At 61.4% G+C, this 22,144-nt stretch carries 22 protein-coding genes and 1 other RNA gene; 7 read left to right on the top strand and 16 right to left on the bottom strand.

Annotated features, from left to right (window positions below; translation table 11 throughout):
• Positions 1-105: 105 nt before the first annotated feature.
• The 8 genes from HMPREF2912_RS11250 to HMPREF2912_RS11215 form a co-directional block, all read right to left on the bottom strand.
• Complete coding sequence (locus tag HMPREF2912_RS11250) at positions 106-861, bottom strand: iron ABC transporter ATP-binding protein (RefSeq protein ID WP_070684196.1); 756 nt, start codon at positions 859-861, stop codon at positions 106-108.
• Positions 858-1,877, bottom strand: a complete 1,020-nt coding sequence (locus HMPREF2912_RS11245; protein ID WP_070530293.1) for an iron chelate uptake ABC transporter family permease subunit — start codon at positions 1,875-1,877, stop codon at positions 858-860. Before HMPREF2912_RS11245 ends, HMPREF2912_RS11250 begins: the two co-directional genes overlap by 4 nt.
• Before the next feature lie 35 nt (positions 1,878-1,912).
• Entirely contained in the window at positions 1,913-2,914 is a 1,002-nt protein-coding gene (locus tag HMPREF2912_RS11240; protein WP_070684195.1) for an ABC transporter permease, read from the bottom strand.
• A gap of 35 nt (positions 2,915-2,949) precedes the next feature.
• Positions 2,950-3,981, bottom strand: coding sequence for a siderophore ABC transporter substrate-binding protein (locus HMPREF2912_RS11235; protein ID WP_070684193.1), 1,032 nt, complete (start codon positions 3,979-3,981; stop codon positions 2,950-2,952).
• 171 nt (positions 3,982-4,152) lie between these two features.
• Positions 4,153-5,505, bottom strand: a complete 1,353-nt coding sequence (locus HMPREF2912_RS11230; RefSeq protein WP_070684190.1) for a M20 family metallopeptidase — start codon at positions 5,503-5,505, stop codon at positions 4,153-4,155.
• Between the two features lie 4 nt (positions 5,506-5,509).
• Complete coding sequence (locus tag HMPREF2912_RS11225) at positions 5,510-7,180, bottom strand: AbgT family transporter (protein WP_070530303.1); 1,671 nt, start codon at positions 7,178-7,180, stop codon at positions 5,510-5,512.
• Between the two features lie 301 nt (positions 7,181-7,481).
• Positions 7,482-7,955 carry a GNAT family N-acetyltransferase gene (locus HMPREF2912_RS11220; RefSeq protein ID WP_255365831.1) on the bottom strand — a complete coding sequence of 158 codons (474 nt, stop codon included), beginning with the start codon at positions 7,953-7,955 and terminating at the stop codon, positions 7,482-7,484.
• Between the two features lie 193 nt (positions 7,956-8,148).
• Complete coding sequence (locus HMPREF2912_RS11215) at positions 8,149-8,799, bottom strand: DJ-1/PfpI family protein (RefSeq protein WP_070684188.1); 651 nt, start codon at positions 8,797-8,799, stop codon at positions 8,149-8,151.
• Positions 8,800-9,001: 202 nt separating this feature from the next.
• Between HMPREF2912_RS11215 and HMPREF2912_RS11210 the strand changes: the two genes are divergently transcribed.
• The gene (locus HMPREF2912_RS11210; RefSeq protein WP_070684185.1) at positions 9,002-10,069 is read left to right on the top strand and encodes an LLM class flavin-dependent oxidoreductase; all 1,068 of its coding nucleotides are present in this window, start codon (positions 9,002-9,004) and stop codon (positions 10,067-10,069) included.
• Between the two features lie 59 nt (positions 10,070-10,128).
• On the opposite strand, the gene ssrA is transcribed toward HMPREF2912_RS11210, so the two are convergent.
• Positions 10,129-10,508, bottom strand: a transfer-messenger RNA (tmRNA) gene (gene ssrA, locus HMPREF2912_RS11205).
• Between the two features lie 211 nt (positions 10,509-10,719).
• Here ssrA and HMPREF2912_RS11200 point away from each other — a divergent pair.
• On the top strand, positions 10,720-11,991 hold the full coding sequence (locus HMPREF2912_RS11200; RefSeq protein ID WP_070563543.1) for an SLC5/6 family protein: 1,272 nt from the start codon (positions 10,720-10,722) through the stop codon (positions 11,989-11,991).
• On the opposite strand, the gene HMPREF2912_RS11195 is transcribed toward HMPREF2912_RS11200, so the two are convergent.
• The 5 genes from HMPREF2912_RS11195 to prfB are packed head-to-tail and all read right to left on the bottom strand — an operon-like array spanning position 11,988 to position 15,645.
• Positions 11,988-12,344, bottom strand: a complete 357-nt coding sequence (locus tag HMPREF2912_RS11195; RefSeq protein ID WP_070684183.1) for a DUF488 domain-containing protein — start codon at positions 12,342-12,344, stop codon at positions 11,988-11,990. The genes HMPREF2912_RS11200 and HMPREF2912_RS11195 overlap by 4 nt on opposite strands.
• Positions 12,345-12,354: 10 nt before the next feature.
• A complete protein-coding gene (smpB, locus tag HMPREF2912_RS11190; RefSeq protein ID WP_070524672.1) occupies positions 12,355-12,858 on the bottom strand; it encodes an SsrA-binding protein SmpB in 504 nt (167 codons plus the stop codon).
• A 54-nt stretch (positions 12,859-12,912) separates the two neighbouring features.
• Positions 12,913-13,815, bottom strand: a complete 903-nt coding sequence (ftsX, locus tag HMPREF2912_RS11185; protein ID WP_070596544.1) for a permease-like cell division protein FtsX — start codon at positions 13,813-13,815, stop codon at positions 12,913-12,915.
• Positions 13,816-14,505 carry a cell division ATP-binding protein FtsE gene (gene ftsE / locus HMPREF2912_RS11180; protein ID WP_070562781.1) on the bottom strand — a complete coding sequence of 230 codons (690 nt, stop codon included), beginning with the start codon at positions 14,503-14,505 and terminating at the stop codon, positions 13,816-13,818.
• Positions 14,506-14,538: 33 nt separating this feature from the next.
• A complete protein-coding gene (gene prfB / locus HMPREF2912_RS11175) occupies positions 14,539-15,645 on the bottom strand; it encodes a peptide chain release factor 2 (RefSeq protein ID WP_070524678.1) in 1,107 nt (368 codons plus the stop codon).
• Positions 15,646-15,714: 69 nt separating this feature from the next.
• On the opposite strand from prfB, the gene HMPREF2912_RS11170 reads away from it, so the two are divergent.
• Positions 15,715-16,542: an inositol monophosphatase family protein gene (locus HMPREF2912_RS11170; protein WP_070684181.1), complete on the top strand. Its 828-nt coding sequence runs from the start codon at positions 15,715-15,717 to the stop codon at positions 16,540-16,542.
• Positions 16,535-17,308, top strand: coding sequence for a histidinol-phosphatase (gene hisN, locus HMPREF2912_RS11165; protein ID WP_070530319.1), 774 nt, complete (start codon positions 16,535-16,537; stop codon positions 17,306-17,308). The genes HMPREF2912_RS11170 and hisN overlap by 8 nt, the downstream gene beginning before the upstream one ends.
• Positions 17,309-17,484: 176 nt before the next feature.
• On the opposite strand, the gene HMPREF2912_RS11160 is transcribed toward hisN, so the two are convergent.
• Positions 17,485-18,687, bottom strand: a complete 1,203-nt coding sequence (locus HMPREF2912_RS11160) for a S1 family peptidase (protein ID WP_070684217.1) — start codon at positions 18,685-18,687, stop codon at positions 17,485-17,487.
• 189 nt (positions 18,688-18,876) lie between these two features.
• Here HMPREF2912_RS11160 and HMPREF2912_RS11155 point away from each other — a divergent pair, with 189 nt between their 5' ends.
• Complete coding sequence (locus tag HMPREF2912_RS11155; RefSeq protein ID WP_070684178.1) at positions 18,877-19,305, top strand: NUDIX domain-containing protein; 429 nt, start codon at positions 18,877-18,879, stop codon at positions 19,303-19,305.
• Here the strand turns inward: HMPREF2912_RS11155 and HMPREF2912_RS11150 are convergent.
• Positions 19,219-19,866 (bottom strand): ABC transporter substrate-binding protein, encoded by a 648-nt coding sequence (locus HMPREF2912_RS11150; protein ID WP_070684177.1) that lies wholly within the window; start codon positions 19,864-19,866, stop codon positions 19,219-19,221. The two genes, HMPREF2912_RS11155 and HMPREF2912_RS11150, sit on opposite strands and share 87 nt — an antisense overlap.
• A gap of 126 nt (positions 19,867-19,992) precedes the next feature.
• Between HMPREF2912_RS11150 and HMPREF2912_RS11145 the strand changes: the two genes are divergently transcribed.
• On the top strand, positions 19,993-21,096 hold the full coding sequence (locus tag HMPREF2912_RS11145) for a FecCD family ABC transporter permease (RefSeq protein WP_070596551.1): 1,104 nt from the start codon (positions 19,993-19,995) through the stop codon (positions 21,094-21,096).
• Positions 21,096-22,139, top strand: coding sequence for a FecCD family ABC transporter permease (locus HMPREF2912_RS11140; RefSeq protein WP_010189115.1), 1,044 nt, complete (start codon positions 21,096-21,098; stop codon positions 22,137-22,139). The genes HMPREF2912_RS11145 and HMPREF2912_RS11140 overlap by 1 nt, the downstream gene beginning before the upstream one ends.
• Positions 22,140-22,144: the final 5 nt, after the last annotated feature.

The raw sequence follows: 22,144 nt of genomic DNA, 5'->3' as shown, positions 1-22,144 counted from the left end.
TACGCACACCCCCAACAAACAACAAATCCCCAGGAAGATGCACATTTTGACGCTCTTCCTGGGGCGGTTTTCTGACTGTCGGGCAGTCCACCTGAATGTTAATAGCTAGTGGTAACAGGCCAAGAGCCCATCCGGTCCGTCGATGACCGTGATGGGGGTTTCAAAGATTGGAGTCAGGATGTCATCACGCATGATGTCCTCCGGCCCACCGAAGGCAACGATGCTACCGTGCTTGGCCGCACAGATATAGTCGGCGTAGCGGGCAGCGAAGTTGATGTCGTGCAACACGATGATGATCGTGCGGCCGAATTCCTTGGCGGCCTTTCGCAGGTGCTTCATCATCTCGACCGAATGGGAAATGTCGAGGTTATTGAGGGGCTCGTCGAGAAGCACATAGTCCGTCTCCTGGCACAGCACCATCGCCACGTAGGCGCGCTGTCGCTGGCCGCCGGAGAGTTCATCGAGGTAGCGGTTCTCCAATTCGCCAAGGCGGAAGAAGTCAATGTAGCGCGAGACTACCTCTTCGTCTTCTGCAGTCAGTCGCCCCTTTGAGTAAGGGAACCGGCCGAAGCTCACCAGCTGGCGCACGGTCAGCTTGGTAATGAAGTGGTTTTCTTGGCGCAGGATGGAGAGGATCTTTGCCAGATCCTGCGATTTCGTGGAAGCGACGTCGTAGCCGGCGACCTCGATGGTGCCCTCGTCGACGTCGAGAAGCCGGCCAATCATCGTCAGCATCGTAGATTTGCCCGCGCCATTCGGACCGATGAGGGCCGTGATGCCACCGGAGGGAATTTCCAGATCGATGGGACCGATGTTGGTCTCGCCGGAGTAGGACTTCGAGACATTGGAAAGCTTGATCACAGCTTGCCCTTTCGCAGAATGACCAGGAGGAAGACGCTACCGCCCACCAACTCAATGATGATGGAGACCACGCCCTGTGCATAAAAGACGTGCTCCATCAGGAAGTAGGCGCCGGTGAGTACAGCGAAGGCGGTGGCAATAGCCATCGGGAAGAGGAAACGGTGGTCATAAGTCTCCGCCGCCTGGTAGGCCAACGTTGCTACGAGGAATCCGAGGAAGGTCATGGGCCCAACGAGCGCGGTGCTCGTGGCCATAAGGATAGAGACCAAAATCAGCGTGTAGATGGCGTTGACCTTGTGGTTAACGCCCAGGTTTGTGGCGGCATCTCTCCCCAATGCCAACACGTTGAGCTGACGGGAGTTGAGGAACATCAACAGTGTCACCGCAATGACCAGCGGAATCGCGATGGGATAGTACTCACTTTCCGCGTTGTTAACGGAGCCAAAAAGCCGCGCGGTGAGCACATCGAACTCGCTGGGGGTGAGCATGCGCTGCATAAACGTTGCCAACGAGCCGAGGCCGCCGCCGATAATGATGCCCACGAGCAACATCGCGTGCATGTTGTTGCGGCGGCTGGTCAGCAGCCACGAATACAGCACCACAGACAGCGCTACCATGAGCACGAGCTGCATGAGAAAGGTTCCCATGGTCCGCGCCTGGGTCAGGCCGGCAGCACCGAGGAAGAAGACCGTAGCCGTATTGATGGCCACGTACAGGGATTCAAAGCCCATGATGGAGGGCGTGAGGATTCGGTTGTTGGTCACCGTGTGGAAAGCTACCGTGGCGACTGCTTGGCACACGGCGACAACCGCCATGGCGGTCACCGCATCAGCGCGGCGACGCGCAATGAGCCACCACTTCCGGGTCCCAAAGTCCATGGGGTTGTCATAGGCCAAAAGGCCGAAGGCGAAGAGCAGCCCGGCGAAGATCAAAGCACCGAGGATGATCCAGTACTTTCGCGCCGCAGCCGCAGACTGGAAGCTGCCCACGTTTCGCCGGGCTCGTGAAACTTGCACAGCTTCCTTCGTCGCAGGGATAGAGATACTCACACTCACTTGGTCGACCTCACGATCAAGACGACGAAAACGATAGCACCCACAACGCCCAGGATGACCGATACGGGCATCTCAAACGGGGCAATGATGATGCGGCCAATCAGGTCGCACAGGGTCACCGTGGCGATGCCGAGCAGGCAGACCCATGGAAGATTAGAGCGCAGGTCATCGCCGCGCACCATGCTCACCACATTAGGCACGATGAGGCCCAAGAAAGGCAGGGCGCCAACGACGACGGTGACCACGCCCGTCGCCACCGCGATGAGGCCGGTTCCCAGCAGGATCATCCGCTGGTAGTTCAGGCCAATATTGGTGGCGATGTCCTCCCCTAGCCCGGCGACGGTGAGTTTATCCGCGTAGAAACACACCGCCAGCAAAACCAGGAGCACGATCCACAGGACTTCGTACTGTCCTTCATAGACAGAGGTAAAGGATCCCATGAACCAGATGCCGAGCTGCTGCAAGGTATCCGTCGCTAGCGCTACGTAGGACGACACCGCACTAACGACAGCGCCCAGCATAATGCCGATGATCGGCACGATGAGTGAAGAGCGCAGTGCCACGCGACGCAGGAACGCGAAAAACACCATGGTGCCCACGAAAGCGAAGAGCACCGAAATGATCATCTTCACCAGTACCGATGCATGCGGGAAGAGGATTAGGGAAAAGAGCAGGCCCAATCCGGCCCACTCGGTAGTTCCCGTCGTCGTGGGTTCCACGAAGCGGTTTTGAGTCAGCAGCTGCATAACCAAACCGCTCATTGCCATCGCAGCGCCCGCCAAAACGAGCGCCACGGTACGCGGTATGCGGGTGGTGAAGAACATCTCCCAGCCGTCCTCATTATCGAGGATGCTGTACTCGCCCACGATGAGGGAAAGGAGGAGTAGCGCGACGACGCCAAGTACGCCAAGGCCCAGCTTCCAGGTCAGCACAGAACCGCGCGAACTGCGCTTGTTCGCGGCTGGCCGCTGGGACGCAGCGCTACTCTTCACCGTCACGTTGTGAATCTTCTCCTTCGCTAACGCAGAACTGTTTAGGCTTGGGCCTTCTCGAAGGCGTCGGCAAGCGCGTTCAAGATCTCGGTGTAGGTAATGATGGACTCATCAATGTAGGTGTCATTCGGCGCCACGTAAACGTTGCCGTCCTTTACCGCGCTCACGCTCTTCAGCGCCGCATTGTCCTTGACCAGCTTCTCACCCGGGGTGACCTGCTCGCCTTCCTTGGAAATGGCAGCGTCGCGGTCCATAACGAGGATCCAATCCGGGTTGGACTGAGCAATCGCCTCGACGGAGATATCGTCACCCTCGTGGTCGTCAGAAGCATTGTCGACTTCTAGGGCCGAGGTCAGGCCGAGCAAGTCGAAGACCGGCCCATACACGCGCCCGATGCCAGGAGCGATGTAGCCGATTTCACCACCGGAGGTATTCACGGCCATCACCTTCTGCTCAGGGTCATAGGCCTTCTTGGCACGCTCGGCGGCAGCGTCGAAGTCCGCGATGAGCTTTTCGGCGTCTTCCTCGTGGCCAAAGACCTGGCCCAGCGCCTCGGTGTGGCGCTTGAGCTCTTCGAAGAAGTCCTTGTCATCGCGCGGCTCGAAGTCAACAACTGGAACATCTTCGAGCAGCTTCTCGATGTCCTCCTGGTGCTGCTCGAAACGCTGGCCGTTCCACACCACGTCCGGCTCCGCTGCGACGAGGCTTTCCAGATCCGGTTCCTTATGGGAGCCCAGATCAACCTCGACGGTGTCCTTGTTGTAGGTATCACGCAGGGACTTCGGCACCAGCGGAAGCGGCGCGGCGGCAAGGTCGATATCCCACTGAGCCAGAACGGAGAAAGCGCGGTTATCCGTCACCGCGGGGTTCTCTACCGGCAGCGCGACCTCCTTCGAACCAAAGTTATCCTCCAGCGTAATCGTGGAGGAGTCCGCGGCTGCGGAGTTGGTCGGCTCAGCAGAATCCTGGGATTGGTTTGCGGAGCAACCCGTTAGAGCGAGCGCAGCCACGGAGAGGGTGGCGGCAACTTTGGTGACGGTCGCGCCTGCGGCACGGCGAGAAAGAGTAAACATAGTTTCCTTGCATATTAGGTGTGGCTAACCACAGCTGGCAAATAATGTCAGCGCATAACCTAACCTATGTAAGGCTTACCTTTCAAGCACACAATTGTTTCTTAATTCATCACGGGGGTACGCATACGCTGGGCGACGCCCCGTGACGTGCCATTACAAGAACGTGGCACGCTACCCCTTCTCCGCGATGAGATCGGTCACCGATACAGGCCCTTCTCTATCAAAGTCTTCCTGCGCCGCGCGGCGAAAGTCCGAGTCCGCCAAGAAATCTAGCGCTACTTGCGCCAACCCTGCAGCGGAATCGACAGCCGCATCCACCGCCTGCGGCGTGGCCGCCCAGCGGGCGAAGTCCTCGGTATGCAAGGCCACGTCGGTAGGCGAAACCTGCACCATCGGGTGCAAACCCGGAACGAGGTGGGAGACGTTGCCGAAGTCCGTCGAGGCAGCCACCGTATCCGGAACCGTCCCCGCCGGCAGCGCAGTGCGCCCCCGGCGCGCTTGCGTCGCCGTCCAGCGGTCCACCAGCGCCGCATTGTTGCGCACGGGCAGCGTCATCGGATGCTCGTCCCAATCCACATCCACCTCAACGCCGGCCATGAGCGCTGCACCCTGGACGATGTCTTCCACCCTGGCGGACAGATCCATGAGCGTGCGCGTTCCCAACGAGCGCACGTAAACAGTCATCTCCGCCTCGCTCGGAATAATGGAAGGGCGATCGCCACCGCTCATGATGGCGTGCACGCGATCCGAAGGCGGCATCTGCTGCCGCATCAGACCAATGCCCTGGTAGGCCAAGCTCGCGGCGTCGAGGGCGTTGCGCCCCATGAAGGGCTGGGAGCTCGCATGTGCAGCCACACCACGAAATGTCACACGCAAGATGCGGCGGCCTACCCAGGCGTGCGCGCCGATGTCATAACCAAAGCCATGGATCATCACTGCGGCATCCACGCCGTCGAGGCTGCCTCCGCGAATCATGTATTCCTTGCCGGAATGACCTTCCTCCGCAGGGGTTCCCTGGAGAAGTATGCGGCCGGATAAGGAAGGGGTGGCGTCGTCCAGCACGGCAGTAGCCGCCAAGAATCCAGTAACACCCGCCGCGGCGATGACATTGTGCCCACACGCGTGCCCAATATGCGGCAGGGCATCATATTCCGCCAGGATGGCCACGGTGGGATGCTGCCCGGGATCGAAATCCGGGCTCTGCCACGAGGCTTCGAACGCGGTCTCCACACCATAGACCCCGCGGCGCGTGGAAAAACCATGCTCCTCCACGAGGTCCGCGAGTACCGCCATGGAGCGATGCTCCTCAAAAGCGGTTTCGGGGTGGGCGTGCAGATCCGCAACGATGTGCGCTGCCTGCTCCCGCAGGGCATCTGCCTGTGCGGCAGCAGCGTCCCAGAGCCGCGATTGGCCCGGGTAGTCCTCTCCGTGCTTTTCCGGTGGGGCGGCGGACGCCACGCGCTTGGCGACGCCCTCCTCCATCGCCTCCAAATACGCTGTCGACGGATTGTTGCGTTCGTCCATTCGATTAACCAATCATGACGTTGTTGCCCGGTCCCAGCGGAAGATCCACATAGAACCAGATGGCCAGCAGAATTGCCCAAGCGGTAAAAAACGGGATAACGAAGGGCACGAGGCGCGACATCAGTGTTCCCAGGCCCGCCCCGCGCTCATAGCGCTGGAGGAAGCCAAGCATGACGATCATGTACGGGTTCAGCGGGGTGATGATCTGGGTCGCGGAATCACCAACGCGGAACGCACCCTGAATGAAGGCCGGCTCATAACCCAGCAGGGCAAACATCGGAACGAAGACCGCTGCCATGAGCGTCCACATGGAAGAACCGGAAATGATCAGCAGGTTCAGGCACGATGCGAGCGCGATGAAGGCGAAAATGGCTGGGAAGCCGGTAAGCCCGATGGATTCGAGGAAGGCCGCACCCTTCACGGCAGTAAAGGTACCGATACCGGTCCACGCAAAGAGCGCCACGAACTGACCCAGGATGAAGGCCAGAATAAGGAAGCTCATCATGTCTTTGAGAGCACCGATCATCATGTTCACGACGTCGGTGATTCCCTTGACCGTGCCGACAACCTTGCCGTAGACAACGCCAAGCACCAAGAAGTAGGCGAAAACGATGAAGACGATGGAATTCAGCAGCGGGGACTTGGGCAAGAAGCTGCCCTCCTCATTGCGCCACGGCGATTCTGGCAGAAGGACCGCGAAGAGGATGATGGCGGTGAGGATGACCGTGGCCACACCGGACCAGATGAGGCCCTTGGATTCGGCCGGGCGCAGTTCAGCGGTGAGCTCCTCGCCGTTTTCATCGCGGTCACCACGCTCAGCGGCGTCCTCGGGATCAATATCTTCCTCAGTGGGAACTTCCTGCTGCCACATGCGCGGCTCGATGACCTTGTCGATGATGAAACCAGCCAGCACACCCAGCACGATGGAGGAGGCCACGTTGAAGTAGTAATTCGACATGGCGTTAACCGGCGCGAAGTCGGTATTCGGCAGCGTCTCCATGACCGCGGTCGTAATACCGGCAAAGAGCGCATCCAAGGAAGTCGGCACCAAGGATGTGGAATAGCCAGCGCCCACGGCGGCGAAGCCACCAATCAGGCCAGCCACTGGGTGGCGGCCCGCGGCTTTGAAGACCATCGCCGCCAGCGGCGGGACGATGACGAAGGCGGCATCCGCCATGACGGAAGCGGTCACGCCGATAACGCCGACGGCGTACGGAAGCAGCCAGGGCTTGGCGGAACCAAAGAGCTTGCGAATCAACGCAGAGAGCATGCCGGAGCGCTCCGCCACACCCACCGCCAGCATGATGGGCAGCACCGTCACCAGCGGCGGGAAGTTGATGTAGTTCTCACCCATTGTCGTGGTGAACCACGTCAGTCCCTCACCGGTGAAGAGACCCTTCACCGGCTGAATCTCATCCGATCCGGGAATCTTAATCTCCACGCCCATCTTGGCCATGATGGTGGAGAGGACACCGGTAATTAGGAAGAGGATTAAGAAGATGGTGAAGGGCTCCGGCAGCTTGTTGCCGATGTACTCGACACCGTTGAGGAATTTATCCAGCATTCCCCCGCTGGATTGCTGGCTCGATTTTTGCTCGGCCTTGGCGGGATTTGCTTTCGACTTCTCCGTGGTGCCGGCGCCGCCTTTCGGCGCCGTATTGGATGGGCTGTTCATGGGTACTCCTGTCGTAGGGGTCAGTCCCAGTGCTCCACGTCACACTGTTGGGGAAAGGCTACCACGGGAATGTAACTTGGGTAACAAATATTTTCCTTCTTCGTCACATTTTCCCGGCCAGCCGTCCTCCGCTTTCGCCCCGCGCCCCTACACCCCTCACGGGATTCTCATTACGCTCACTGCAAATAGCGCCCCAAAATCGACGCCGTTTTTAGCCCCTTATCTACCGTGAACAACACTGAGAGGTGTCCATTAGCCCTGAGTTGGCAATGATGCTCGCTTTTCACGATTTTGTTGGAGACTATCTGCGCTCCCAACGGACTTCGCCGTCAACGACCTGTGCCGTGGGGCTCATCCCTGCATAGGCAGCGACATGCTGTGAGGCTAAGTGCTCGGGATGGATATGAGCGATGAGATGCGTAATGCCTCGCTCCGCAAGATAAGCGCTAAGCAGTTTCACGGCTTCCTTGGCGTATCCATGCCCCTGCCACTGTTTCCCAATCACCCATGCGATCTCCGTCGCATCACCGCTGCGGGGCACAGTCGCCTGGACGTAACCTATCGGTTGCTTACTCGAACCGAGGGTGACGATGAGATTGATCCATTCTTCGGTACCGTCGCTCGAGCCGCCTCGGGTTTGGAACGCGTACCGTCGCGCAAGCTCATCAGCAGAAGGCGGCTCACCACCCGTAAACGTGTACAGGGCACGGCTGGAAAGCACAGTAGCCATCTCGGTAGCATCCTCGACACGAAGCGGCCTTAAGTCGATAGGCATCTTTATCGCCATAGTTCACCACGCAAGATTTGATCAGTCACTAGAACATTAACGCTTCTGCTGACGACGAAGTTCCGAGCGCCCTCTCACCAAGAGCGCTTTTCACCCATCGCTACACTCACGGTAAATAGTGGCCCAAAATCGACCGTTTTTAGCACCTTATCTACCGTGAGCGTCGTCGGCTTCCCAGACGTCACTCCCCGCATTCAGCGTCGTCAACGCTCGAGGGCACCAGCCCATAAAGCCGGGCGAAAGGATCCCACTCGCAATCGCGATGCGGCTCGAATTCCGCAAAGTTGGCAGCGTCGATGGCAACAGCTTCGGAGCTGAGGTACTCAATGAGTGCGACCGTCATATCCATCCCCGCCGCCACGCCTGAGGAAGTCCACCGATTACGGTCCTGCACCCACCGCGCCTTGGGCTTCCAAATCACGGACTCCCCGAAGGAGCTCGCCCACGCAAAGGCACGCTTGTTGCCCGTCGCGGCGTAGCCTTCCAAAAGCCCCGCTGCCGCCAAGACCGCAGAACCCGTGCACACGGAGGCAACCCACGGTGCTTGTGCGCCCAACCCACGAAGCCACGACAGAAAAGATTCGTCCCCTACGAGCTGCCGGGTTCCTTTACCGCCGGGAACGAGGAGAGCGTCGGTCAGCCCAATCTGCCCATAAGAAATCGTCGGCACCACTTCCACGCCCTGCGAGCTTGCAACTGGCTCGCCCGTCGGCCCGGCGAAAACCACGGTGATGTCAGGCACCGCTTGAAGCAGCTGGACGGGTCCGAAGACGTCGAGAAGCTCAAAGCCTTCAAACAAGACGACAGCGATGCGGAGAGATTCGGTATCCATGCGGCCATCCTAAAGCAGGCCCTATGAGCACGGACGAGCATCTGGGACCCGGGTTCAATTCCCGGCGGCTCCACACACGAAGAGACCCCAGATAGAACGCTTTCTAACTGGGGATTTTGGCGGAGCAGCCTTAGACCGTGACAATCTGCTGATGGGGCGCCACCCTGTTTGTTGATACGTCACCAATAGGAGTGTTTAGCCAATGAAAGCATTCGGATTCTTAAGCTTCGGACACTACGCCTTCGGCGGCCAGCGTGGACCGTCCGCCGAAAAAGTCGCGAAGATCCACCTGGAAATCGCCCAGGCTGCAGATGAGATCGGCGTGAACAACGCGTCTTTCCGCGTCCACCACTTCGTACCGCAAGCCTCAGCCCCGATGCCGCTGCTCGGCGCAGTCGCCGCCACCACCAAGAACATTGAGGTGGGCACCGGCGTGATCGACATGCGCTACGAAAACCCACTCTACCTCGCCGAAGAGGCCGCATCCCTCTACCAAATCTCCGGCGGCCGCGTGGCCTTGGGCGTCTCGCGCGGCACCCCGGAGGTTGCCGAGCGTGGTTGGGAGGCTTTCGGCTACAAGGGCGAGGCCCCCAACGGCGCGGACGTGGCACGAGCTCACCTCGAGGCGTTCATGGCTGCGGTGGACGGCAACGGGTTTGCCACCGCCGCACCTCTAGACCGCCAGTACCCGAATATGTTCCAGCCCGGCTCCGCCCTCCCTGTCTTCCCCATTGCCCCTGATCTACGCAAGCACATCTTCTACGGCTCCGGTACTCATACTTCGGCAGAGCAGACCGCCAGGGACGGACTGAACCTGATGTCTTCCACCTTGGTTTCCGAGACCACCGCCGCGACCTTAGGTGAGATCCAGGCAGACCAGATCAGCCGCTACCGTGCTGCCTGGAAGGAAGCGGGCCACGACTGGGCCCCGCGCGCGTCCGTCTCCCGCTCCATCTTCCCCATCGTGGACGGCGCCGATATGCAGCGATTCGGCATGCAGGCCTCCGGCTCCGACCAAGTGGGCATGCTGCCCGACGTCGGTGCGTCCACCTTCGGCCGCACCTATGCCGCCGAGCCCGACAAGCTCATCGAGCAGCTCAAGGCCGACCCGGCCGTCATGTCCGCCGACACCCTACTGATCACCATCCCGACCGGCATGGGCGTGGACGTCAACGTGAAGATTCTCGAAAGCTTCGCCACCCATATCGCCCCTGCGCTGGGCTGGCAGCCAAACACTGAGGGCCCGGTCACCGGTTACCCGATCGGTTAATCCACCCCCTTCACACAAGAAACCCGCTGGCCGTTACGACCAGCGGGTTTCTTGCTCTTCAGTGGAGCCGCCGGGAATTGAACCCGGGTCCTTCGTCACCTCGCCAGGGCTTCTCCGTGCGCAGTCTGCACAGGATCTCTACTCGGCCCTCCGGCTCGGGCAAACTCGCTCCGGATGATGGGCCCAGTTGCTCTTAAAGTCCCCAACCGGCCGAACAACAAACCGGTCAGGCAAGTTCCCTAGTCGATGCCAGGATCTAGGTCAGGAACCAAACCTAGGCTGACAGACACGCGTCGCTGAAATTAGGCAGCGAGGGCGTAGTCACGCTGAGAGTTCTTCTCTGCGTTTATTGGTTGCTACGACGCTTAACGGTGGTCTCTAGCCTGCACCGGCACGCTTCCCCTGGCTCAATGTACGAAGTCGAAACCATGTCGACCCCTCGATTACACATTGCTGTGAAAGCTGCGCAGCACGCGCCTTTGCGCGCCCTACGGTTCGTTCAACGCTACTGCACCCGCCCCTATTCCCGCAAGCTTCACCCCAGGCCACATGAGGCATAGCTTTCATAAGCACCCCCTTGTGATTAACATCAACTTAAACGCTGTTAAGGTGTGTGAGTCCTATTCACCTACTTTGTTAAAGGCTGCAAAGTGAGCGCAACCACCGAAACCTCTAGCTCCCAAGAAACCGCCCACCATCAAGCGAGCAATACCGAATGGGCCATCTCCCTCTTTGGTACCGCCGTGGGCGCCGGCATTTTGTTCCTTCCCATCAACGCCGGCAGCTTCGGCTTCTGGCCGCTACTCGTGGCAACCATCCTGATCGGCCCGATGACGTACTTCTCCCACCGCGGGCTCGCCCGCATGATTTGTGCGTCGCCACGCCAGGGTGAGGACATCACCGCGGTGGTCACGGACTACTTCGGCAAAAGCGCAGGATTTATCATCTCGGTGGTTTATTTCTGCGCAATTTTCCCCATCGTCCTCATTTATGGCGTTTCGATCACCAATACGGTTGATAGTTTCATCGTCAACCAGCTACACGGGCCCTCGGTTCCGCGTCCTCTATTGTCGTTCCTCCTCGTGGGCATCATGACCATCGTCTTCACCTTTGGCCAACGCATGGTGCTCGCCGTCACGCAGTTCCTGGTGTATCCGCTGATCTTCTGTCTCGGCGCGCTGTCCATTTATCTCATCCCGCGCTGGGATATCGCCTCCTTCATGGAAGTTGGCAACAATGATTGGCGCGTCGTCGGTGCTGTCGCCCTCATCATCCCCGTGTTGGTTTTCTCCTTTAACCACTCCCCCGCCATCTCCCAGTTTTCCTTGGCTATGGTCGCTGCACACGGCCGCGAGAAGAGCTCCGAGAATGCGTCGCGCGCGCTGGCGCTGACAGCGATTCTGCTCACCGTGTTCACCATGTTCTTCGTGTGGTCGTGCACCCTCACGCTCGGTGCAGACGGGCTCGCGGAGGCCCGCGAGCAGAACCTGCCGGTCTTGTCCTACCTGGCCAACGTCACCGGCGTTCCGGTCTTGGCCTTCCTTTCCCCCATCATCGCGATGATCGCCATCATCTCCTCCTACTTCGGCCACGTACTGGGGGCCACCGAGGGCGGCAACTTCCTGCTGCGCAGCGCCGCACCGCACGCTACGGCGAAGCTCTCGGAAAAGCAGCTCAATTCCATCATGCACGGCATCATCTTCGTGGCCGCGTGGGTTGTCGCGATCATCGATCCATCGATCCTGGGGCTTATCGAAGCCATCGGTGGCCCCTTCATCGCCTCGATCCTCTACCTGCTGCCGATGTATGCCATCCACCGCATCGATGCTCTCAAGCAATTCCGCGGCCGCCCCAGCAACGTGTTCGTCGTCGTCACGGGCCTCATCGCCGTGGGCGCCACCATTTGGGGACTGTTTGCCTAGCTCTCCTCTAACCACGCCTTCAACACAGTGGCGTGGTTGACCTCGCGGTCCTTGGCAGCAAAGAGGAGGGTGACGTCGCCAAGCTCAGCAAGGTGACGCAGTTGTTCCAGCTCCTCGCTGTCATTCGCGTCGAGTTCTGCGCGGTAGCGCCGGGTAAATTCCTCAAAGGTGTCGGCATCGTGTCCCCACCACTTACGCAACCCCGGACTGGGCGCGACATCCTTGAACCAGTGGTCATAGGGCAGGCGCTCCTTGGCCACGCCACGGGGCCAGAGCTTATCGACGAGCACCGCTACCCCACGCGGTTGCTCCTCGCCCCGAATAACGTCATGAACCTTGGCCGTGTAAATCATGGCTCCCAGGTTAGGCGTTGATCCCCTTGACGCGGCGACCCAGCTCGCGGGTGATGTCGCGGTCCTGGTCACGGCGCTTAATTGCCTCACGCTTGTCATAGTCCTGTTTACCCTTGGCCAGGCCGAGTTCACACTTGGCGCGTCCGTCCTTCAGGTAGACCTTGAGCGGGATCAGGGTCTTGTTGCCGTCGCGCACCTGCCCCATGAGTTTGTCTATCTCCCTGCGGTGCAAGAGAAGCTTACGCGTGCGCTTGGGCGAGTGATTCGTCCACGTTCCCTGGGAGTACTCCGGGATGTGGAGATTGCGGATGTAGACTTCGCCGTCGTCAATAGTGGCGAAGGCATCCGCCAGGGAAATCTTGCCTTCGCGCATCGATTTGATTTCGGTGCCCACGAGCACCATGCCGCATTCCAGGGTGTCGAGGATGGTGTAGTCGTGGCGGGCACGTCGGTTGGTGGCCAGGGTCGAGTTATTGTCGACGGCCGCCTTTTTCTTCTTTGCCTTCTTCGCCATAGTTCGGACTATATTACGCTACTGCCAGGCAAAATCCACATCGCCCCTGCAGCTCTAGGTCCGCACGTAGGCGCGCATCGTTACCTGTGCGGTCAGCGCAGCACACACAATTGCCACAAGCCCGACGATGGGCAGCGCCGTCCAGACGTCCCCAGAGGTCACCGGGGCTAGAAGCTGGTTGTGGTACAGGTCGTTGAGGGCGGGATCGAGCACGGTGTTCTTGCCCAGGATGACGCCAATACCGGCGAGGACAACGCCGCCGACAGCACCGAGGACTGCTTCCATGATGAAGGGCGCGTGAGTAACCCACCGCGAGGCACCGACGATACGCATAATCGCGGTCTCCCGCTGGCGCTGGTAGGCGGCGATCTGCACCATGTTCGCAATCAGCATGATGGCTGCAAGCGCCATGACCGCGGCAAGGATGAAGGTGGCATTCCGGATGGCGTCCAAGTTGCCAGCGGCGCTGCGAACCTCCTCCTGCTGGTCGACGATGTCGCTGACAGCGGGGTCGGAAGCGATGGCGTCGATAGGCGCGGTATCCGTCGGATCCTTCAACCGCACGTGGAAGGCAGCCGGCAGTGCATCCGGGGAGGTTTCCTCAACCATGACCGGATCGGTGTCCTTGAACAGCTCCACGAAGCGCTGATAGGAATCCTCGCGGTTGCGGTAGCTCACGGACTCAATGTCCTCATCCGCTTCCAGTTTCTTCTTCAGCCCGGCACATGCGGCATCCTTGCACTCCGGATCGTTGGCTGAAATCTCCTCATTGAGCTGGACCATGACCTCGACACGCTCGAGGTAGATGTCCTTAGTGTCATTGGTCATCTGGGTGACCAAGACGCCGGCCACCACCAACGCCACCGAAATGGCGGTGGTAATCACCATGGCGATAGTCATGGTGATGTTGCGCCCGAGCCCCTTAAAGGCTTCCCTGAAAACAAAGCCTAGATTCACCTAGACCGCCTCCCCGTACATTGCGTTCTTCTCGTCACGCACGAGCGTGCCGTTGTGCAGCTCGATGACGCGCTGGCGGGCCTCGTTGACCGCGCGCGCGTTGTGCGTCGACATCACCACGGTGGTTCCGTGGCGATTGATCTTGGTGAGCAAGGCCATGATCTCCGCGGCAGTGGAGGGATCGAGGTTGCCCGTGGGTTCGTCGGCAAGCAGCAGCTTGGGGCGGTTGACAAAGGCCCTCGCAATCGCCACGCGCTGCTGCTCACCGCCGGAAAGCTCGTGCGGCATGCGATGCTGCTTGGCGCCTAGGCCGACCATGTCGAGGACCTCGGGCACTTGCTTGGCAATCCGCGCCTTGCGTTTGCCGATGACCTCGAGGGCAAAGGCGACGTTGTCGTACACGTTGAGCTTGGGCAGAAGCCGGAAATCCTGGAAGACGTAGCCGATGGATTGGCGCAGGCTATTGACCTCGCGGCCTTTCAACGTGTTGACGTGGAAGTCCCCGAAGTAAATTTCTCCCGAGCTCACATTGGTTTCGCGCACCATGAGCTGGAGGAAGGTCGACTTGCCGGAGCCGGACGGGCCGATGAGGAAGACGAATTCGCCGTCCTCAATCTCAAAGGACACGTTGTCCAGAGCGGGCCTAGTGGAGGTCGGATAGACCTTGGACACATTCTCGAAAGTGATCACTTAAGCCACATTAGCAACATTTGCCACTCGGGCCTAGGCCTCCTGCTGCGCCATGCGCCACCGGATTCCGGATTCCAGGAAGCCATCGATATCTCCGTCCAAGACCTTGGAGGGATCCCCTACCTCGTAATTCGTCCGCAGATCCTTGACCATCTGGTACGGATGCAGCACATAAGAGCGCATCTGGTTGCCCCAGGATGCATTGCCACCGGCGCCCAGCGCATCAAGCTCCGCGCGCTCCTCCTGACGCTTGCGCTCCAACAGCTTCGCCTGCAGCACGCGCATGGCAGAGGCCTTGTTCTGGATCTGGGACTTCTCATTCTGACAGGTCACCACGATTCCCGTCGGGATGTGTGTCAGGCGCACCGCCGAGTCCGTCGTATTCACGGACTGACCACCAGGACCCGAAGAGCGGTAGACATCCACGCGCACCTCCGAATCCGGAACCTCGATGGAGTCAGTCTGCTCCACCACCGGCAGCACCTCCACCTCCGCGAAGGAGGTCTGGCGGCGGCCTTGGTTATCAAAAGGCGAGATGCGCACGAGGCGGTGCGCACCCTGTTCCACGGAGAGCTGGCCATACATGTATTCGCCGTGCACCACGAAGGTGGCGGACTTGATGCCGGCCTCTTCGGCATAGGAAATGTCATAGACATCGACCTTGTGTCCGTGCTTTTCCGCCCAGCGCGTGTACATGCGCATGAGCATCTCCGCCCAGTCCGCCGCATCCACGCCACCCGCGCCGGAGCGGATGTTGATGACGGCCTCGCGCTCGTCATACTCGCCGGAGAGCATCGTGGTTACCTCAAGCGCCTCGATGGCCGCGCCAAGCTCTTTCAGCTCTGTGTCCACGAGTTCCTTGGAGGCTTCATCGCCCTCCTCCTCCGCCAGCTCGGACATGACCGGAAGGTCCTCGATCCGCCCCCGCAGGGAATTCAGCTTGCGCAGTTTTGCCTGCTGCGCCGAGAGCTCCGAGGTCACCTTCTGCGCATGGTCTGGGTCGTCCCACAGCGACGGATCCCCCGCCTGAGCCTCGAGTTCGCGCACACGCTCGGACACCGCCTCCGGGTCCATCACCTTTTCAATGGAGGTCAAAGTGGCGCTGAGTTCCTCAAGACGAGCTGTTTGTTCCGGACGCATAGCCCCCTACTTTACTTATTCTTTCTCCCTGATTAGCCATCGGCCGCGTTTAGCGCGACAATAGGCGGCATGAGTGACCAGCCAAGCCTCACCGAGATGATCGATGCCATCATCAAAACCTTCATCGTCGCCCACGCGGACGATACCGATGCCCACCTAGCACAGGCCCTTGTCTATAACGCAGGCCGCCTGGCCTGGCGCCTGCGCGAGCAGGGTGTCGACGTAGAGCAAAAGACCTCCGTCTCCGATGTCGTCACCGACGCGGACTTCGCCGCCGAGCGTTTCGTCGCCGGCGTGCTCGAAGCCCTGCGCGGCGAGGACGGCATCGTGGGCGAGGAGGGCGCCAACCGCGACTCGGCCTCCGGCCGGACCTGGGTCATCGATCCCGTCGATGGCACCTACAACTTCGCCTCGGGCGCCGATTACTGGTGCTCTGCGCTCGCGCTTGTCGACGCTGAAGGAGTCATCCTCGGCGCCGTCCACCGCCCCGCCATGGGCTACACGTGGTTTGGTGGCCGTGACTTCCCCACCAGCCTGGATGGCAAGGAAGTCGCCAAACTCACCGACGCCCCCGCCGACAAGCTGTGCTTGTCGACGTACCTGCACCCCACCTCCATCACGGATCCCGCCATCGCCTCCGCTTGGGAGAAGGTGGCCCCGCACTTTGCCACCGTGCGCATGCTAGGCGCAGGGTCCGTGGACCTCTCCTGCGTGGCGGATGGCACGTGGGGAGCATGGATGCAGCATTCCGTGAAGGATTGGGATTGGTATCCGGGCCAAGCGCTGGTGCTCGCGGCAGGCGGCGCGGCGCGCAAGGTTGAAGCCGGCGGTGTGGAATGGTGTATCGCGGGCAATAAACAGGTAGTTGATCAGATGGAGGAATGGCTCCGTGGGTAAGTACAAAGAAGACCTCGGCTTGGCCTTGGAGATGGCCGGGCATGCGGATGCCATCACGATGCACCGCTTTGAGGCAGCAGATCTGTCCGTCAAGGAGAAGCCGGACATGACTCCGGTATGCGACGCCGACCTGGCCTGCGAAAAGGCCATCCGCGAGGCGCTGAAACGCTCGCGCCCGCGCGATGAAGTTCTGGGCGAAGAATTCGGCGGCGAGGCCTGCTTCGAGGGCCGCCAGTGGGTCATCGATCCTATCGATGGCACGAAGAATTTCGTGCGCGGCGTCCCCGTCTGGGCCACGCTGATCTCACTACTGGAGGACGGCGAGCCGGTGGTTTCCGTCATTTCTGCCCCGGCCCTGCGCCGCCGCTGGTATGCGGCCAAGGGGGGCGGCGCCTACCGCGTCTTCGGCGGGGAACCCAAGCGCCTACGCGTCTCCGAGGTCTCCGACGTGGCGGATGCCTCCCTTGCTATGAGTTCCTTGTCCGGTTGGGGCTCAAACCGCGATGCTTTCGTGTCCTTGACGGACAAGGTTTGGCGTCTGCGCGGCTACGGCGACTTCTGGAATTACTGCCTCGTGGCCGAGGGTGCCGTCGACATCGCCGCCGAACCCGAGGTCTCCTTGTGGGACTTGGCCGCCCCGGCGCTCCTCGTCACCGAGGCCGGTGGCCGCTTCACCAACGTTCGCGGTGAAGATGGGCCCCACGGCGGCTCAGCGCTTGCCTCCAACGGCAAGCTTCATGGCGTCGCCCTCTCCGCCCTCTCCTAACTCCCCTGCGGCACCGCAGCGCGGCGCCGCACGCCAGCGTCATTCCCCAGCGTCGCGCCCGGTGACGCTTCGATCAAATAGTGCCCCAGATCTTTAAAGATCTGGGGCACTATTTGTTAGAAACGTACTCTCCCGGCCACGCGCCCACGGCTCCGTGACCGGTTTCGCAGCGGTGGTTAGTTCTCCGGAAGCGCGAAACCGGAACCTACGCCCTCGCGGCGGTTCAGATCCGCGATGATGGCATCGGTGTTAGACACAACCGTGGGGTTGTGCAGCGCGCCCTGCCACGGGGTGTGGCACGACGGCAACCCCGGAATCAGGCCGCGGGATACCGAGCCGACGATGCGGCCGTTGCGGAAGACCGGAGCGCCGGAGTCTCCAACCATGGCGCACACCTGGTTGACGGTGACGCGCTCGGTGTGCTGGAAGGTCATGCCACAGGTACGGCCGGTGGCCACGCCGTTCTTGCAGGTGATATCGCCCGGCTGGGTGGTGCCACCAACCCCATTAGCGGTCACGCCGTTGTAGCTACGGGACACCTCGGCCTTGGAGCCGAACTCGATGAGCGAATAATCCAGCTGCTCATTCTTTGACACCACGGTGCCGGTCGGGCCAACCTGCCAGGAGTCTGCCGAAGAGACCGGATCGCCGACATTTCCGCAGTGACCAGCGGTAATACCAACCTTGCGGCCTTCCGCATCGGTGCCGGCTGCCGTCAGCGTGCACATGGTGTCCTCATGAATGTAGAGCGGGGTACCCGGGCCATACAGGGACTTGCCTTCGGTCATCGCTACATTAGATTCCTCCGGAATCTGAGGAGCGTCATAGTAGGAACCAGGCACTCGGTGCAGGACATAGTCCGCCTGCGGTTTACCGGCAGCGATCTTGGAAAACAGGTCATTCTTCCACGCATAGTTCGGATCAGTGCCCTGTGGCACGAATTCCGGCTGCGTGGCCTCCTCCAGCAATCCGATGGGGGCAGGATTCGTCAGCGGTTCACCCGTTTTAGCGTCGGCACCAGCGTAGTCCTGCGGTGCTGCCGGAACCGGTAACTGGGTATCCAGGTTTGCTTGCCCCGCAAGGCGCTGCGCCGCAGGGGAATTCACGGCCCCAGCAACTGCCTGGGACGCATCATTCGACACCGCTGCGGCGGCGCCGTTGACTGTTGAATCGACGGAGTCTGTCAGCTCCTTGTCCACGGGCATGGTCTCAATGCCCACGGACTGCAGATCCTCGCGTACCTGATCAACAAAACCTGCCGAATCAATCTCCGGGATTGTGGGAAGTTCCTGGGCACCCGCCGCTGGGTTACCCAGGAAGAACGCACCTGCGAAAGCCGAGCCCACGAGGACATTCTTAAGGTGCGGAATTTTTCGCATATTGAGCAATTCCTCTTTCACTTCTTCTCGTAATGGTCTATAAGACTTCCCCTATGATGGCACGTGCCATGGACGGCCGTTTTCTAACGTGTGTGACTGTGTCCAACCCGTTACATTACTGACAGTTTTCGGGTGCCCCCTCTCTTTCTTCACCGCTCTCCGCACCCCGCGCAGACCTACTATGGAGGCATGTCTGAGACCTCCACTTCGCCCTCATCTCCCGCAGACATTACTGGAATCGTAGCCGTTATCCTCCGCGATAATCACGGTCGCGTTCTCGTCCTCCGCGCCACCTCTACCCCAGAATTCGTCCTGCCTTTCGGCTCCATCGATGACACGATCAACCCCGCCAAGGCCGCCCAGCTCATCGCCCACGAGGCCGTGCGCGCCGCGGTCGACATATCGAAGCTTCGCCGCCTGGCCACGTATATCTCACCGGCGGCTAACAGCGCCCCACACAACATCCACGCACACGTCTATGTCTACGAGGAAGAAATCTCCGTCGCGCATCCAGACAAGGAGATTGCGGAGCTAGCGTGGGTCGATCCCGCTGCCCCGGATGTCGACATCGCCCCTTTGCTCAAGGAGCGCGTATTCCCCGCTTTGCAAGAACTCTAAAAGCTCAACGCCTAGACTCCGCACCATGACTACACAGCGACTACTCCCCGTTCTCGCCGCATCCCTCGCTCTAGTGCTCACCGGCTGCGTCACCGACGACAGCACTGATGGCACGCTTTCCGCTGTCTCCCCCCACCGCTCAAGCTGGGTGGAGCGATCCGTCAGCCAGTTGTCTCCACCCTCCGGGATGCCCACGACCGGCGCGATGGCCGACAGTGTGTCGTAGCGCTCTCGATCGCCCGAGGAACGAACGTCGAGGATGAGGATAAGGTCCGGCTGCACGCCGAGCGAGAGCGCCACCTCGGCGCCGCCCCACCCCAGGGCCACCACGCGCCGCGGAGCCTCCTCGACGGTGAGGTCACCGAACTTGGTGGCCACTGTGACCGGATAGGCCGCGGCGTCGCCGTCAGCCGATGCCGACTGCGCCAACGATACCGCCACCGAGTTGTCGGCCGCACCGGAATCGGGGTCCGACGAGCATGCGGCCGCACCCCAGCCGACAAGGGCGAGCGACAGGAATACCGCGGCCGAGCGACGAGTGCGGGAAGTCCGCAGAGGCATAAAAGGCCTGTCGAATTGAGAAAAGATAGCCTAACCAACATTAGGTGAACCTATCTCAAGCCGACGAACCTCCAGCAAGGAGAGACAATTCACGTACATCGTCGAAATAAGGTTATCCTTACCTACATGACATCGACGACTCTGCCGACACCGGCCGCGGGCACCCCGCGCGCCGCGGGCCACAGCAGACGACTCCTCGGCCTAGCCCTCCTCGTGGCCACACTCGTCGCCCTCGTCTTCGCCAGCCTGGCACTGGGCGCCAAGGCGACCTCCATCTCAGAGCTCACCCAGGCCTGGCCCACCGCCTGGGAGATCCTGCGCGGGCACACCGACACCGCCCAGGCCGCCGGCACCGTGGGCAGCAGCGTCGCCGAGATCGCCGGAATCCTTGCCACCATGCGCATCCCGCGCACCGTGCTCGCCATCGTCGTCGGAGCTGCGCTCGGACTAGCCGGCACACTCGTTCAAGGCCTGACCCGCAACCCGCTCGCGGACCCTGGACTACTCGGCATCAATGCGGGCGCCGCACTCTTCGTCTCGGCGGGCATCTTCCTCTTCGGACTGACGTCCATGCAGTCGCACCTTTTCCTCGCCTTCCTCGGCGCGGGCCTGGCGGCGCTGCTCGTCTTCGGGCTCTCCGCCGGCGGCATCGGTCGCGGCGACACCCTGGGCCTCGTCCTCGCGGGTTCCGCCCTGTCCGCCGTCCTCGCGGCGGCCACGTCGGCCATCGTCTACATCGATCCCAACGCGCTCGACACCCTCCGCTTCTGGCAAGCGGGGTCCGTCACCGGACGCGGCTTCGACATCATCACCCCTGCGCTCGTGCCGCTCGCCATCGGCGCGGTACTAGCGCTGGCGCTGGGCCCGACGCTCAACATCCTCAATCTGGGCGCGGAGGCCGCGCAGGCGCTGGGCACCAACGTTGCCCGCGCCAATATCCTGGGCTTCGTGGCCATCACCCTGCTGGCCGGCGCGGCCACGGCAGCCGCGGGCCCCATCGGCTTCATCGGTCTCGTGGTGCCCCACGTCGCCCGCGGCATCACCGGCCCGGACTACAAGTGGGTGACCCCCTACTCCGCGCTGGCGGGCGCCTGCCTGTTGCTCGGCGCCGACATCGTGGGCCGCCTCATCATGCGCCCCGGCGAGCTCCAGGCGGGCATCGTCATCGCGCTGCTCGGCGGGCCGGCGTTTATCTGGCTCGTCCGGCACCGAACGGTGGTGAGCCTGTAATGAAGTACCTCAGCCTCGGAAAGTTCAGCTTCCTCTACCACCCGCGCACGCAAGCCTGGACCGCGGCCATCGTGGTCGCGAGCGCGCTCGTGTGGGTCATCAGCCTCGGCATCGGCGAATTCCCCCTTAACCCCGCCGAGGTCATCGGCGTTCTGGCGGGCGGCGGAAACAAACTCGAGCGCACCGTCGTCATCGACTGGCGCCTGGCCCGCTCGCTCGTGGGTCTAGCCGTCGGCGCCGCGCTGGGGCTCTCCGGCGCCATCACGCAGCGCATCGCCCGCAACGGCCTGGCCAGCCCGGACATCCTGGGCATCAACCAGGGCGCCACCGTGGCGGCCGTGGCCATCATGGTCTTCGGAGGATCTGCCGGGGCCGGCGGGGCGTTCGGCGCCTACGTCGGCATCCCGCTCGCCGCCATGGCCGGCGGTCTCGCCACCGGCGCGGCCATCTGGATGCTGTCCCGGCGCGGCAGGGTGGATATGTTCCGCCTCGTCCTCGTGGGCATCGGCGGCAACGCCTTCCTCCACGCCCTGGTCACGTACATGTTGGCCGCCACAGATCTCAACACCGCGGCCGCGGCCAAGGTGTGGATGGTCGGCTCGCTCAACGGCTGCACCTTCGAGCACCTATGGCCCACCCTGGGCATGCTCGTGGTGTGTGGCCTAGTGCTAGCCCGCATCGCCATCGATCTGCCCGCGCTGGAGCTCGGCGAGGATTCCGCCCAAGCCCTCGGCGCCCCCTTGAAGAAGATCAACGCGGCACTGCTCATCGTCTCAGTTCTACTGGCCGCGGTGACCGTCTCCGCCGTGGGCCCGGTGGGCTTCGTGGCCTTCGTCGCCCCGCAGATCTCCGCGCGCCTGGCGCGGGTCGGGGCGCCGCCCCTGGGGACATCGGCGGCCATGGGCGCAATCATCGTGTGCGTGTCCGACCTCATCGCCCGCTGTGCCTTCGGCTGGGAGATCCCGGTGGGCATCATCACCTCGGTCATCGGCGGACCTTTCCTCATCTGGCTGCTCTGGCAGCAAACTCGAACACGAAAGTAGACGAC

The organism is Corynebacterium sp. HMSC056E09 (genome assembly GCF_001813425.1).
Lineage (GTDB): Bacteria > Actinomycetota > Actinomycetes > Mycobacteriales > Mycobacteriaceae > Corynebacterium > Corynebacterium hesseae.
This window is presented reverse-complemented; position numbering and strand designations above follow the sequence as displayed.